The sequence below is a fragment of the Streptomyces sp. NPDC050658 genome, assembly GCF_044457025.1.
Taxonomy (GTDB): Bacteria; Actinomycetota; Actinomycetes; order Streptomycetales; family Streptomycetaceae; genus Streptomyces.
The window spans coordinates 127130-142046 of record NZ_JBITGM010000015.1; the positions used below are offsets into that span (position 1 = coordinate 127130).

Sequence of the window (14917 nt, forward strand, 5' to 3'; positions counted from 1 at the left end):
ATCACGACACATACTCTGTCACTCGTCGTATGAAACCCGGTGTTCGCCCCCAGGGATCAATCTAATGATCTCACCGCGGCCCGCCGACACCGCATCATCGCCACCTTCTGACGACCGGGCATCCCGGTCCCGGCGTCGCATGCAGGACGCCGTTGGTGAATTCAGTGGTGGGCGCCAAGTGACCTCGTAGGCGTAGGCCCTTCAGCACCAGTCTGGTGACGATGGCGCCGCCAGCGACGCCGGCAGACAGCAGGGGCATCCATGGGCTCTGCTATGCGCACTACCACGGCAGATGCCGCTCATCGGGCCCGGCCACAGTAGCTCCGCGCACCGGATTCTGACTGCGTCCGGACTGCTCTCGCAAATGCACAACTTTGCATCGCTTGCAACACATCAGCTCACTGGACCCATATACGAACCCAACCCGTCTAGCCTCTACTGCTCAGTGGGTTTCTTTAGCCCGGCCTCAGCCCATGATTGGGTCATGCCATTCCGCTGGTCTGTTGGTTTCCTAGTCAGCGCGCGTGCGGTGAAGCCTGGCAGTTGAGCGAAGCGTTGGGGCCGCAACATCAGGCGCGCTCGTTTCGAAGAGGGGCGGATCATCATCATGGCCAATTCGACAAAAGGGAAGATTGCGTCTTATCAACGCGACATATGGGTTCCTGAAGTAGCCACGCCTGATGATCCACAGTTCAATGTCGTGCTGAATGAATCGATATCGGGCGTGATCGATGTCGGTACTTTACGGGAGAGTGTGGAGCGAGTTCTGGCGAGGCATGATGCTTTCTCTCTGCGTTTCGACGAGAAGAACGGAACCCCGGTCCAGTGGGTTACCGAAGACGAGCCGGGCGCACTGACGGTCACGTTGATCGACTTCACCGAAGAGGCGGACACGCGCGCCGCATGCGCCGCCTGGCGGGACCAGTCGCTGTCGCAGCCCTTCGAGCTGTGTCGCGCACCGCTGGTTGCCGCGACGCTGCTCCTCGAGCGTGAAGACCTCGTGCACCTACATCTGAAAGTCCATCACCTCATCGCCGATGCCTGGGCCTTGAACCAGATAAGTCATGAGATCTGGACCGAATACAGGCGACGCATCGGCGTTGGCAGCATCGCCGATGCCGCCGACACGACCGTACTCCCGTCATATCTGGGGGCAGTGGCGGCCGAGGCGACCTACCGCGCGTCACCTACCTACGAAGCAGACCGCGCCTACCACGCCGCTGTGCTGGACGGCGTCACACCTGCTCTCTTCGGTCGTCGCGTCAAGGCTCAGGCCGAAAGTGGCCCGCGCCGTGCCCGGCACTCGTTCACCGTGAACGCCGTACTGATCAAGCGCATACGCCAGGGTGGCAGCTCTCCGTTCGCGTTCCTTGCGGCAGCCGTTGCCGTGTATCTGTCACGGCTACACCGCGCTGACGAGATCGTCCTTGGCGTGCCGTTCCTCAACCGGCACAGTGAAGACGAGCGTCGGATCATCGGCCAGTTCGCTAACACCCTCCCGGTGCGGGTGTCACTCGATGACGGTGAGACCCTGCATGACCTTGCCAGCCAGATCCGCAAGACCACGCAGGGCCTCCGCGAGCACGAGCGGTTGCCGCTCGGCGATCTTCTCAGCCACCTGCCCGTCCGAGCCGGGCAAGCACGCCAACTGTTCGACGTTACGCTGTCGTACCTGCACTATCCCCGGCCCGCTGCCTTGCCCGAGGCAGAACGAGACACCGTCATCCAAGCCCCAGTGCACGCACAGGACGTCCTGTCGATCATGGTGCGGGCCTTCGAGGACGACGCGGATCTGCTGGTCGATCTGGACTACGCGACTGACGTTTTCGACGCGGATCTTCCCATCGACTCCGTCGCTCGCCACCTTCGACACCTGATCAAGGAGGGTGCCGAGCAGCCGACTCTGCGCGCCGTCGACATCCCTCTGGCCAACGGTGAGGAACACGCAGCTGTGCTCGCGCTCGGCCGAGGTCCACATGTGCCCTACGCGAGCGACGCTACCGTACACGAGCTGATCGCCCAGCAGGCTGCTCGCGTCCCAGACCGCGTCGCCGTCCGGGACAGTGGGGGTGGCACCCTGACATACGCGCAGCTCCAGGCCCAGGCCAACCAAGTGGCCCACGCCTTGCGCGAGAGGGGGGTGGGCCGTGGTGCCCGCGTAGCGGTCATGATGGAGCGGTGCCCACAGTTGATCGTCGCGCTGCTCGGCGTGCTTGTCTCGGGTGCCGCCTATGTTCCGGTCGATCCTGGCTATCCGGCCGAGCGTATCGACTACCTCCTGCACGACAGCGGGGCAGCGCACGTGCTCACCGGTCCCGGATCTCCTCCCACACCCGAAGGCTGCACCGCGCTACCGGTGGACAGTCTGTTGCATGGCCCTGAGACGGCACCGCTAACGAACGTCTCCTCCCACGACCTCACTTACGTCATCTACACCTCTGGCTCGACGGGGCACCCCAAGGGCGTCATGGTGGAGCACCATTCGGTGGTCAACCGGCTCGCCTGGATGCAGCGGCGCTATGCGATCGACGCCGAGGACATAATCCTGCAGAAGACACCGATCTCGTTTGATGTATCGGTATGGGAGCTGTTCTGGTGGGCGATCGAGGGTGCTGGCCTGACTCTGCTGCCGCCTGGCGCGCACAAGGACCCCGGCGCCATCCTGCGGGCCATCGCCGAGCAGAGGGTGACCACAGTGCACTTCGTGCCCTCCATGCTCGGTCCCTTCCTCGACCTGATCGAGAGTGAGCCCACACTGCTGAAGGACGCTGCTTCGCTGCGCCAAGTGTTCTGCAGTGGCGAGGCCCTTCCCCCGGTCCGCGTCAACCAGTTCAACCGGGTCTTCGGTGGTCGGCCCGACGCGCCGAAGCTGGTCAACCTGTACGGCCCGACCGAGGCTACCGTCGACGTCTCCTACCACGATTTGCCCAGTGACCCGGCCCGACCCGTGCACCAGGTGCCGATCGGTCGCCCCATCGACAACACGGCGCTGTACGTCATGGACAAACAGGGGGCGCTGCAGCCCGTTGGCATTGTGGGCGAACTGTGCATCGGCGGCGTTGGTGTTGCCCGGGGCTACCTCAACAAGCCCGAGCTGACACGAGAAAAGTTCGCCCCCACGCCCTTTGCCGGCGGTGACCGGCTCTACCGCACAGGGGACCTCGCGCGCTGGCTGGCCGACGGCACTCTCGAGTACCTGGGCCGCATTGATCAGCAGGTCAAGATTCGGGGCAACCGCGTCGAGCCGGGTGAGGTCCACAACCGACTGGCTGCCGTGCCAGGCATACAGGACGCGCTGGTCGTGGACCGGCACACCGACACCCGGGGAACACATCTGGTGGCGTACTACGTCGCGGAGACGGACGGCATAACCGCAGCGCACCTGCGTGCCGAACTCGCCCAGTCGCTCCCCGAGTTCATGATCCCATCTGCGTTCGTGCCGATCGACAGGATTCCGCTGACCCCGAACGGCAAGGCAGACCGGCGCACGCTCCCCGCTCCCGAGGACGTGCTGAGCTCAGCAGCAGAGTCCGAGCCCTCATCCCCACTCAACGAGGCGGAGGAGGTCCTCCTCTCCGTCTGGCAGGACGTCCTGGGAGTGCACGGCATCGGTGTGCACGACGACTACTTCTTGATTGGTGGCGACTCCATCCAGATGCTCCGGGTGCGGGCACAGGCTGAGAAGCGGGGTCTGGTTTTCACGCTAGCCGACATGATGCAGCACACCACCATCGCCGGGCTCGTCCCGCATGCCCGCTGGGAGGAGGCCGGACAGCCCCCCGACGTCGCACCGTTCGCGCTCGTGTCCAGCGTAGACCGTGCCCGTATGGAGGGAAGCGACGACGCCTACCCGTTAACCCGCCTCCAGCTAGGCCTGGTTTACCACAGTCGCGCCGAGGAGCACGGTGCCGTCTACCACGACGTATTCCGGTATAGCCTCACACTGCCCTGGGACGAGGAGCTGTTCGGCGCCGCGTTCGAGCGGCTTCATGCCCGCCACCCCGTGCTGCGCTCGGTGTTCGACCTGGGCGAGGCGTCCGAGCCACTGCAGATCGTTCGCAAGCCAGACAGTGCCACGCCGGGCCTGGACGTCGCCGACCTGCGAGGGTGGGACAGGGAAGCGGCCGAAGCCGAGATTCTCCGACATATAGAAGAACAGCGCTTCCACCGGTACGACTTCGAGCGCGGACCACTCCATCTCTTCCGGCCGCACATCCTTAAGGACAACGCCGTCGAGCTGGTGCTCAGCTTCCACCACGCCATCCTCGACGGCGGCAGCGTCGCCAACCTACTCAGTGAACTGCTGCGGGATTACCTGCACCACCTCGGCCTCACCGTAGCCCCCGTCCTAGACGGGCCGATGCCCTCACCCGCTCACCACGTGCTGGCCGAACGCGACGCACTGCACTCGAAGGAGAGCCGTGCCTTTTGGCGCGCCTACCTGGCCGGGGCCTCCCTGCCGCAGCTGACCTCCTTCCGAAGCCACACAACTCCCGAACCTGACGACCACATCACCCGTGTCGTTGATCTAACCGACGATCTGGTCACCGCGCTGCGCAGCTTTGCGAGCCGGCACGGGCTGCCGGTGAAGTCTGTGCTGTTCGCCGCCCATTGCCTGATGGTGAGCCTGTATGCGGGCACCGACGACGTCGTAACCGGCCTGGTAACGCACGGCCGTCCCGAGCGCGAGGGCGCGGATCGGATCGCCGGGCTGTTCCTCAACACAGTGCCGGTGCGCATCAGCACCCAGGCCTCCGACTGGACCGAGGTGGCCAGGGAGGCACAGCACCAGGAGAAGGTTACCTACGAACACCGCCGCTTCCCTCTCAGCGAGATCCAGACGGAGCTGCGCACCCCCGAGTTGAACACTGCGTTCAACTACATCCACTTCCGTCAGCTGACCGAAGTCCTCCAGGTTCCGGGCGTGTGTCTGCACTCGTTCCAGACCTGGGAGGAGACCAACTTCCAGCTGCTGGTCAACGCGATAACCGACCCGGTCGACGGGAGCATCAGGCTGCGTCTGGATTGCGCCGGCGACATCTTCACCGGGGAGCAAGCCGACCTGTACGCCCAAACCTTCACAACCGTGCTCGACCGCATGGTGCACTGCCCAAACGAGGCCGTGGCCTGGGCGTTCCTCGCCCCTGGTGCCTCACCCACCGTACCGAATATGCATATCGACGAGCCGAACGTTGTCCCCCCGACCGTCGTCAAGGCATTCGTAACACAAGCGGCACGTACCCCGGATGCCACAGCGCTGGCCGACGGTAGCCGCAGCTGGACATACGCCGAACTCGACGACCTGTCCAACCGTGTGGGGAACGCCCTCCTGCGAGCAGGGACCCAGCCCGGGGACCGCGTCGGCATCGCTATGGACCGCTCCCTGGAGACTGTCGCCGTCATCGTGGGCGTCCTCAAGGCGGGTGCTGCCGCCCTACCGCTCGACACCACCTACCCGGCCGCGCGGCTGACGGACATGCTGGAACAGGCCCGCCCTCACCGCGTCATCTCCGGGCACGCCTACCGCGGTCTGTCCTGTCTGCCCGACCAGAGCACCCTTCTGGCGGAGGAGATCCTCGGCCCACACCCGCATCCGGCCGGCCACAACGCCCGACCGCTGCCGGATCCCTCCCTCACCGACATCGCGTACGTGCTGTTCACCTCTGGCTCCACCGGGCGCCCCAAGGGTGTCGCCCAGACCCACCGCACCCTGGCCCACCTAGTCGCTTGGCAGAATGCCATCCCCAGCGGCCTGGTAGGAGGGGTGACCGCACAGTACGCGCCGCTCAGCTTCGACGTCTCTTTCCAAGAGATCTTCTCAACTCTCTGCGGCGGAGGCATCCTCTGGGTGCTGTCGGAGGAGCAGCGCCGCGACATTCCAGCACTGCTGCGGCTGCTGGATGAGAAGCGCGTCGAGCGGCTCTGCTTGCCTTACGTGGCACTGCAGCAGCTTGCCGAGGCCGCAGACGCGCTGGGCCGGGTGCCGCGCCACCTGAAGGTGCTGCTCTCCTCTGGCGAGCAGCTCCGCGTCAGCGACGAGGTCCGCAGGCTGTGTGCGGCCATACCCGGTGTGGTGCTGGAGAACCAGTACGGACCAACCGAGTCGCACGTAGTGACCGCGTACACCATGCACGGCGACCCGACGGACTTCCCCACGCTGCCGCCGATCGGAACGGCCATCACCGGATCGGGAGTGCACGTCCTCGACGCAGATCTGCGGCCGGTGCCCGTCGGCGTCACCGGGGAGTTGTACCTGGAAGGTAACTGCCTTGCTGATGGCTATCTCGGCCGACCAGACCTGACCGCCGAGCGCTTCGTGAGCTCCCCAAGCGCCGAAGGTGCAGCCAGCGGGCCGCGGCCGGGCGAGCGCCTATACCGTACCGGCGACCTCGGATTCCTGCTGCCGAGCGGCGCGCTGGTCTGCCTGGGCCGTGCCGACTCCCAAGTCAAGATCCGCGGATTCCGGGTGGAGCCACTGGAAACGGAACTGGCCCTGGCCGGTCTCTGCGCGGACAACGACAAGGTGGGGGAAGTCGCCGTGGTCGCCCGCACCAGGGACGTCGAGGGATCCTTCCTGACGGCATTCCTGACCGGCGACCCTGCCGCCGTAGACGCTGTGGCCCTTGACCGACGGCTTCGGGCTGTCGTGCCCGAGTACCTGGTCCCCTCGCACTACGAGTGGCTCAGTTCACTGCCGCTGACGCCCAGCGGCAAGCGAGACGACAAGGCGCTGCGGGACATGCCACTTACCCACCGGGACCGCGCCGACGCGACTGCGCCCCGGGACGAGTACGAGCAGGCCCTCGCCACACTGGTCGGCGAACAGCTGAGCCTGCCGCAGGTGGGCGTCTTGGATAACGTCTTCGACCTGGGTGCGACTTCACTGACCGCGATGCGCCTGGTCGTCGTGATCGAGCAGCGCTATGGGATAAATCTGCCTTTGGCCGAGTTCATCGCCGCGCCGACCGTCGCCGCCCTTGCCGAGAGGCTACGCTCCGGCAGCTCCACCGCAGCGTTCGACCCACTGGTCCCCATCCGCCCAGACGGCGACAAGCGCCCGCTGTTCTTCGTTCACCCCATGGGCGGCAACGTGCTGTGCTACGTCCGCCTCGCTCACCACCTCCCTCCCGAACAGCCCCTCTATGCCCTTCAGGCGGCCGGTGTGACGCCCGGCGCTGAGCCGCTACACAGTGTCGAGGAGATCGCCGCGAGTTACATCGCTGCCATCCGTACCGTGCAGCCCGAGGGACCGTACTTGATCGGAGGTTGGTCATTCGGCGGATTCGTCGCTTTCGAAATGGCCCGACAGCTGCGGGCGACCGGTGAAGAAATCCAGCGTCTGATCCTCCTCGACACTACGGCGCTCAATCCGGACCGCCGCAAGGAGACCGACGATGAAGCCATGCTGGGCTGGTTCTTCTGGGAACTGATGTGGCTCCAGCGGGGCGGCCGTTCCCCTCAGGAGTTGCTTCCGTCGCACCTGACCACGCTGGAGGCGAAGTTCGACCACATCGCAGCCCTCGCCGCCGAGGAAGGCGTGCTGCCGGCCGACAGCAACGGCGCGGTGGTGCGCAGGCTCTTCCACCTCTACGAGGCCAACTGGCGGGCAGCGTTTGCCTACCGGCCACCAATGGTGGAGCAGGACACTCTCCTTATTCACGCCATCGAACCGCTACCCGAAGTCCTACACAAGATGCATACCGCGATCGAGAGCATGCACGCGGACTCGGCGAACGGCTGGCGCGAGATGACCAGCGGCACCCTGAAGGTCGTGGAAGTACCCGGCGACCATCTAACGATCATGGAGGAGCCATACGTGGCACGCATGGCCCGCGAAGTCGTTCAGTGGATAGCACATGGCCCCGTCGTGGGAGGGGACACGACGACGGGGCACATGCGCCTGGTCAACGGAGCCTAGGTAGAGGAGATTGGGCGTGGTAGCGCCCACACTCAAGTGTCTGCCTTGGGTCAGATGGCGTGTTCGTCTCTGACACCAGGTCGAGGGTGGTGCAACCCTTCGACTGCGACTATCAAGGGCGCAAGTCGCGCGTCCGGGAAGGTGATGGCTTGTGAGTTCGATACCCGCCGACCAGCCTGGCAGTTCGCTGCCCCCAGCCCTCGACACGGTGATGCGACAGCGCATTGCGAGCCAGATCGGTGCACGGTTCACCGGCACATTCATCGGTCCAGATCACCCCGACTTCAATCGAAGGCGCCGCGTATGGAACGGTATGGTCGATAACCATCCCGGGCTGATACTTCGGTGCAATGACACTAAAGACGTCGCGGCCGCCGTGCAGGCGGCGAGGACCAACGGGCTGTGGCCGGCGGTACGAGGCGGCGGACACTCGGTATCGGGCAAAGGTATGTCCCACGGCGGGCTGACGATCGATCTTGGTGAACTGCGCGGAGTCACGGTCGATGCGGATCGTAGACTCGTTCATGCTGGCGGCGGCTGCCTCCTCAGCGATATCGATGAGGCCACCGCAGCTCACCGGCTGGTCGTACCCGTCGGGACCGTGTCGGAGACCGGCATCGGTGGCCTGGCTCTTGGCGGGGGAAGTGGCTGGTTCTCCCGTAAGCACGGCCTGACCTGCGACCAGATCGTCCGCCTGGAGGTTGTGCTGGCCAGCGGTGAAGTTGTCACTGCATCCAGCACTTCGCATCCCGAATTGTTCTGGGGTCTTCGCGGCGGCGGCGGCAACTTCGGGGTGGTCACTCGGTTCACCTTCCGGGCTCATGAGTTCGGCCCGATGATGCGTGTCGGGGTATCCCTATATGAGCCCGAGCATGCCGTGGAAGCGCTGCACAGATATGCCGCCATTTCCCCAACCCTCTGCCGCGACGTCGGCTGGCATGTGATGTTCAAGGACGCCATGCCGGCCGCGCAATTCGTGCCGCCCGAACTAGTTGGAAAACGGTTGCTCGTACTTACCGCGATGTGGCTGGGCGACCCACAGGACGTGGAAGGTGCACAGATGATCCAACGCCTTGGGGCCGTAGGACACCCCAGTGCCGCAACGTCGATGGTGCTGCCGTTTGCCACGGGCGTACAGCGGATGTTCGATGACCAGTACCCCGACGGTCGCCGCTACTACACCAAGGAAGTGCACCTCAACGAACTGGCTGACGGGACAATTGATCTGCTCATCGACGCTTGGAAGGCCGTGCCGATCGGAGGCGAACTGTCGATCTTGGGACTTGGCGGCGCCGTGAGAGACATCCCGGAGGACGCCGCCGCATTTTCCCATCGTGAATCCCCGATGTGGCTCAGCTTCGAGATGAAATGGGACAACCCGGCCAATGACCAAGACTACATCGCGTTCACGCGTAAGACCGTAAACGCTCTCCAGCCTTGGCTCGGAGAAGGGGCGTACGTCAACGTCCTCAACTTCGACGAGACGGACCGCGTTGTTGAAGCACTCGGCGGACCACAGAAGTATGCCAAGCTCAGCCGAATCAAAACGCAGTACGACCCAGACAACCTTTTCCGCATGAACTACAACATCACCCCGTCTGCCGACCCTCCTGACCAGAACGATTCCTGACGGACATCTCCCGGTTCGAGCGCCCGCCAGCATCCTGGACGAATTGCGGTGTCCGGGTGTCATGACGGGTCGTGATCCCTGCGGTACGACGTCCTCATGCGGGACGCGCAGGGTGGCGGGTTGACGCCCGCGGTGAAGGAGAGGCAGGAAGCCGTGCGGCGGGAGGCTGCCTGATGCTTCGAGGCTGGGGTGGTAGCTACCCGATCGAGGGGATGTGGCGGCTGCAGCAGCGGCATGGTTGGAACGGCCAGGTGCCCGTCCGCCGGCGTTGGAGCGCTACGAGCAGGCGAGAGAGGTGCGGAAGACGGAGGTATGGCCGTGGGTAAAAGTGCCACGCACGACCTGGGCGCCCATAGCTGCTTCGCGGACGAGAGCGGGTTGGTCGCTGATCCCGCCGGAGGGGTGTACGTGGGCTCCTAGCGGGGCCGTCCCACGATGCGGGTGGCCGGGTCGCCGCGGTGAGCGGGTGAACGTCGCCGGGGCGGTGTGCTTCCAACCCGGGCGCTGGCCCATGCTGTTCTTCAAGCTGCACGTGTACCACGACAGCCAGGTCGAGCCCAAGTCGTGCGCCTGGAGCGACTACCGGGACTTCATCCGCGGGGGCTTCTACAGCTCGACACCTCCGTGGTGTGGGCGGGGCAACTTATACGTGCACCTACAGGAGGAGCTCTTCGACTTCGAGTCGAAGCACAAGGAATGGCTCACGATCTTCCAACTGCCTTCATACGCGCCTGTGATCAACCCGCAGGAAGGCATCTCGAGCCCGCTCGAACGGGCCCTGGACTACCTCGCCGTCACCGACCTGGCACACCGACCCGCGTCATCAAACGGAAGCTGAAGAGGATCCAGTACCGGGCCCACCCAATCACCGGCTGCCTGCCGACCACCAGCTTGGACCTCGACGGACTCGTCAACGGACCGGACGTCACTCATTCAACCTGGCTGGGCGGTTGGAGCCGGGGCTATCGGGTGCGGGGGCTGGCCGGGTGTCCCAGCGGTGGGTGCACCAGGCCCTGCTGACGAGGCTACGCATGGCGATGATGGCGGTGGCCACGGCCAGTTGGAACTCGATGCAGGCCCGGCGGTGTGTTCGGTGTCGAGGCTGATTTTACCGAAGTTGTTCGTCCACAAGTACGTGCGCTCAGGCATCCGGCGGACGTCGGCGAGACTCGCCACATCAGTTCGGCCGCCATAGCCTGCACGTCACGCCACAGCGTGAAGCACGGGAAGCCGCGGTCGCGGCCGCACCAGCATGCCGGAGGGCGAAGTACGGCAGCAGGCGACGAGCCAGGGTGCGCTGGCCCACGACGAAGGAGCCGCAGACCGCACCGGCCGACGACCGGGTCCTGCACCTGCACTCACCCAGCGCGACCATGCAGACCTGCCCATGATGTACCAGCTCCGGCGGTCTCACCCGTTGGCGCCCACTCGACCGCAGAGAGCAGGACTCTACCCGGCCAAGATCAGACTACGGAGCGACGTTGGGCGCGACAAGTATGCCCAGCCGTACGTGCCCGATTGACGTTCAAAGCGCTGACCGCACATCCACGTCTCGATGATCTGATGCCTGCCAACGTGGATATCGCCCCCGGCATGACCTCAATGCGCCATCAGGAGACACACCCAACACTGCGACGACGCCACCCCCGGCGCACTGGCGAGGCGGACGGACGCACGAGCTTACGATCGGGGCGGGTGTCCGATCCGGTCCCAGTAGCGCAGCTGCCGCTCCTTGACTGGCTTCGCGAGCACCGCGATCTGCTCACCACCGATGATCAACGTACTGCGCTGGTCGGGCGTGTATGCCTTCCAGGCAGGCGTATGGGGGCCGTTCGGTTCCTCGCCCCGGGCGAAGGAAGCGACAAGATCGATGAGGACATCAGAAATCATCCTGTCTAGCTCGCCACTGCCGTACGCGGTAGCGTTCGCAGGCAGCATGTGCGAACCGAACAGGAATTTCGACGCGGCCTCATGGGGGGTTCCCCGGTGCGGGGGCTGCAGCGGGTGGGCGAACTCCGCGGCGTAGACCGGGGACCAGCCGAACCTGGCATGCCGCTCTACCTGGCGCAGGATTTGATGGCGGAAAAGGCTATCGCCCCATATCTCGGTCCATAGAGCAACCGGATCACTAGGGAGCCCGTCTGCCACGGCCGCCTCCCGATAGTGGCCGAGGCAGCCCTCGACAAGTTCGTCCGTGACGACGGTACGGCACTTGCGCAGCACAAGCGCCACCGCGTCGCGCAGCCCCGCCTCGTCCTCGGGCAGGGGGCCGTCGAAGGGGTAGCCAGGGCCAGTGGTGAAGAAGGTGCCCTCGGTGCGGCAGTACAGCACCAGCAGTGGCACACGCGGGGTCGGCCGATCGTGGTCATAGCCGCGCATCCACTGCCCGTCAGGGACCGGTCCGCGGTACTCTCGCCAGCCGGCGAACGGTCGATCTACAGGGTCCCTGGAGAACAGTTCCTCCCAGGCCTCCTTGAGCTCGGTGCCGGGAATGGCACGCAGTTCCTCCACCGTGCAGCCGAACTGCCGGGCCAGCATGGCGTAAACGGCCCTTGACTCGGCCGGGGTGGTGGAACTCGCCGGATTCCAGACGTGCTTGGCACTGATAGGCACGGCGCGACGGACGACGGAGCGCAGTTCGGGCAGCAGGCTAAGCTGCCAGACGCTTGAGCCACCAGCCGATGCGCCCACCAGGGTGATGTTGCCCGGATCGCCGCCAAAGGCGGGAGCGTTAGCCTGAATCCAGCGCAGCAGGGCCATCTGGTCCTGAAGGCCCCAGTTGCTGCATGATCCGGTTCGGATGTCGGTGAAGGCCTCGTGAAGACCCCAGCCAATCAACCCTAACCGGTAGTTGAAGGTGACGACCACCAAGTCGCCGCGTTCGGCCAGGCGGGCGCCATCGTAATCCGGTTCGCTGCCCGCCCCGACGGCCCAGCCACCGCCATGGATGTACACCAACAGCGGTCGACAACCGTGCACATCGGGGGTCCAGACATTCGCGTAGAGGCAATCCTCAGAACCGTCGGGCACATAGTCGGTCTGCAAGGCCGGAGCACCGAACCGGATCGCATCCCTGACACCCTTCCACGGCTCCGGCGGCATGGGCGAGGCGAATCGGAGCGGACCCACGGGAGGTGCTGCGTAGGGGATACCTCGGAAGACAGTCACCCGGTGCAGCCGCTCCCCGGCGATCCGGCCTTCCGTGATCCGCACAACCACGGTGCCGCCATGGCCTGTTGCGCTGCGCGTGGACGACCCAGCGTTGTTGGGGGGCATGTCGAGGGAATTCATCACGGCAGACTCCATGAAGTATCGGGCCACAGCGGCCTGAAGCCACGAAGCCGAACCCATTGTGCGCGGAGCGCACACCCACTGTCAGATTTTATCTGGACTTGCTCAAGCTGACGATGATGCGAGATTGAGATGTGGGAGGGCTGGGCTGGCCTGGGGATATGGCAGGGGGTCGGCGACAGCTCAGAGGTGGCGCTGGAACACTCTCGGTCCTGGAGCCACGGACGTCACCAAAACCGCAAGCATGAGCGGACGTGGGTGATGTGGACCAGAGCCTGTGGTTCCACGAGGCCGAAGGTGTCGTGATCGAAATGCGCAGGTGTGTCGGTGCTTCCAGGTGCACGGCGTCGAAGCTTGCGTCGGTAAGTTGCGCAGAGAGTAGCCACCGTGTGCCATAAGAACGGCTAACGCAATGAGTGGAGTTGGCGGTGAGCGATGTGGCAGCCGGACGGTTTGAGGAGTCGACCACACAGCGGACCAGTCCAGCCGGGCTGCGACGTTCAGCTCGGTCGGCATCACCTCGTGCAGCCGCTCCCAGACACCGGCCTCGTTCCAGTCCCGCAAGCGGCGCCAGCGGGTCATCCCCGAGCCGAAACCGAGCTCCTTGGGGACGTGCTCCCACGGGATGTCGGTGTGCCCAGTGCGCTGATCCGGTCCTTCTGAGTGTGGCAGACAGGCCGTGAACGGCAGCCTTTGGGAGTAGCCGCCAGCGCCGAGAGTGCCACGGCGTCGGTGGAACTGACGCCTTAGTACTGCAACGGTGCTTACCGTGACTGCTGGCCAGCTCAGTCGTTGATGTGGTCATGGGTGGGGACCTTGCTGATGTCAGGCTGTGGGCGGGTGAACTGGACGTGTTGCATGGTCGGTTCGTGCACAGGTTCAGCCGGGAGGAGCCGCGTCAGTCGGCGCTGGCTTACATGCGAGGGCTGGTTGCGCCGCTGGAGCGCAAGAACGGCTGGACGCTGGCGGAGGAGGCCGGGCATGAGGGCCCCGATCGTATTCACCGGTTACTGAACCGGATCGAGTGGGATGCCGACGAGGTCCTGGACGATGTACGTGGCTACGTGGTGGAACACCTCGGAGACCGGGACGCCGTCCTGATCGTCGATGACACCGGCTTCCTCAAGAAGGGCATCCGCTCGGCCGGCGTCCAGCGGCAGTACTCCGGCACCGCCGGACGCACCGAGAACAGCCAGATCGGTGTGTTCCTCGCCTACGCCACCGGCCGTGGACGCACCCTGATCGACCGCCGTCTGTATCTGCCCACGTCCTGGACGGATGACCGGGACCGCTGCCGCCGGGCCGGGATCGACGACAGCGTGGGCTTCGAGACGAAGGTGGCCATGGCCAAGGCGATGGTCCGCCGGGCCATTGCCGACAAGGTCCCTTTCGGCTGGGTGACAGCGGATGCCGCCTACGGCTACAGCAAAGGCTGGCGGTTCGAGCTGGAGCAGGCCGACGTCTTCCACGTCATGGCCACCACCCGGCACGACACAGTCGTCACCCGCTGGTCCATCGACCATCCGGTTCACGACCTGTTCCCTGGCCTGCAGCGGCAGAAGTGGAAACGCCGTTCCTGCGGACAGGGAGCCCACGGCCGGCGGATGTTCGACTGGGCCCGTGTCGAGGTGCGGCCCTGGCACCGTGAGGACCGTCGGCACTGGGCTATCGCCCGCCGCAGCGTGAGCAGGCCCGAGGAGATTTCCTACTACATCGCCTACTGTCCGGCCGACACGACGCTGGACGAGCTGATCCGTATCGCGGGCAGCCGATGGGCAGTGGAGGAATGCTTCCAGAATGCGAAGCAGGAATGCGGCCTGGACGACTACCAAGTCCGCCGCTCCCCCGGCTGGCACCGCCACATGACCCTCGCCATGGCCGCCCACGCCTGCCTGACCGTCCTGCGGGCCCGACAGTTGGACACGGATAAAGCAGAAACGGATCCTCCCAGCTCATCCACCTCAGCCTCGCCGAAATCAGACGCCTGATCACCCGTCTTACCGACCGCCGCCGCACCCCGATCGACCACATCGTGCACTGGTCAATATGGCGCCGGAGACGCCAACATCAGGCCCGAC

At 65.1% G+C, this 14917-nt stretch carries 5 protein-coding genes and 1 pseudogene; 4 read left to right on the forward strand and 2 right to left on the reverse strand.

Annotation, left to right across the window (positions count from 1 at the left end; translation table 11 throughout):
* Positions 1–607 precede the first annotated feature (607 nt).
* The 3 genes from ACIBKX_RS37305 to ACIBKX_RS37315 all read left to right on the forward strand — a co-directional run bounded on the left by ACIBKX_RS37305 (position 608) and on the right by ACIBKX_RS37315 (position 10386).
* Complete coding sequence (locus ACIBKX_RS37305) at positions 608–7918, forward strand: amino acid adenylation domain-containing protein (RefSeq protein ID WP_363275710.1); 7311 nt, start codon at positions 608–610, stop codon at positions 7916–7918.
* Between the two features lie 151 nt (positions 7919–8069).
* Positions 8070–9548: an FAD-binding oxidoreductase gene (locus tag ACIBKX_RS37310; RefSeq protein ID WP_363275711.1), complete on the forward strand. Its 1479-nt coding sequence runs from the start codon at positions 8070–8072 to the stop codon at positions 9546–9548.
* A 511-nt stretch (positions 9549–10059) separates the two neighbouring features.
* Positions 10060–10386: a hypothetical protein gene (locus tag ACIBKX_RS37315; RefSeq protein ID WP_363275712.1), complete on the forward strand. Its 327-nt coding sequence runs from the start codon at positions 10060–10062 to the stop codon at positions 10384–10386.
* An 842-nt stretch (positions 10387–11228) separates the two neighbouring features.
* Here ACIBKX_RS37315 and ACIBKX_RS37320 read toward each other — a convergent pair.
* Entirely contained in the window at positions 11229–12839 is a 1611-nt protein-coding gene (locus tag ACIBKX_RS37320) for a carboxylesterase family protein (RefSeq protein ID WP_363275736.1), read from the reverse strand.
* Positions 12840–13357: 518 nt separating this feature from the next.
* Positions 13358–13472: pseudogene (locus ACIBKX_RS37325) on the reverse strand (transposase); the annotation flags it as partial.
* Between the two features lie 170 nt (positions 13473–13642).
* Here ACIBKX_RS37325 and ACIBKX_RS37330 point away from each other — a divergent pair.
* Positions 13643–14827 carry an IS701 family transposase gene (locus ACIBKX_RS37330; RefSeq protein ID WP_363275713.1) on the forward strand — a complete coding sequence of 395 codons (1185 nt, stop codon included), beginning with the start codon at positions 13643–13645 and terminating at the stop codon, positions 14825–14827.
* Positions 14828–14917 lie beyond the last annotated feature (90 nt).

Coding starts and splice junctions, on each gene's coding strand:
- ACIBKX_RS37305 (WP_363275710.1), top strand. CDS start 608: ATGGCCAATTCGACAAAAGGGAAGATTGCGTCTTATCAACGCGACATA.
- ACIBKX_RS37315 (WP_363275712.1), top strand. CDS start 10,060: ATGCTGTTCTTCAAGCTGCACGTGTACCACGACAGCCAGGTCGAGCCC.
- ACIBKX_RS37320 (WP_363275736.1), bottom strand. CDS start 12,839: ATGAATTCCCTCGACATGCCCCCCAACAACGCTGGGTCGTCCACGCGC.
- ACIBKX_RS37330 (WP_363275713.1), top strand. CDS start 13,643: ATGGGTGGGGACCTTGCTGATGTCAGGCTGTGGGCGGGTGAACTGGAC.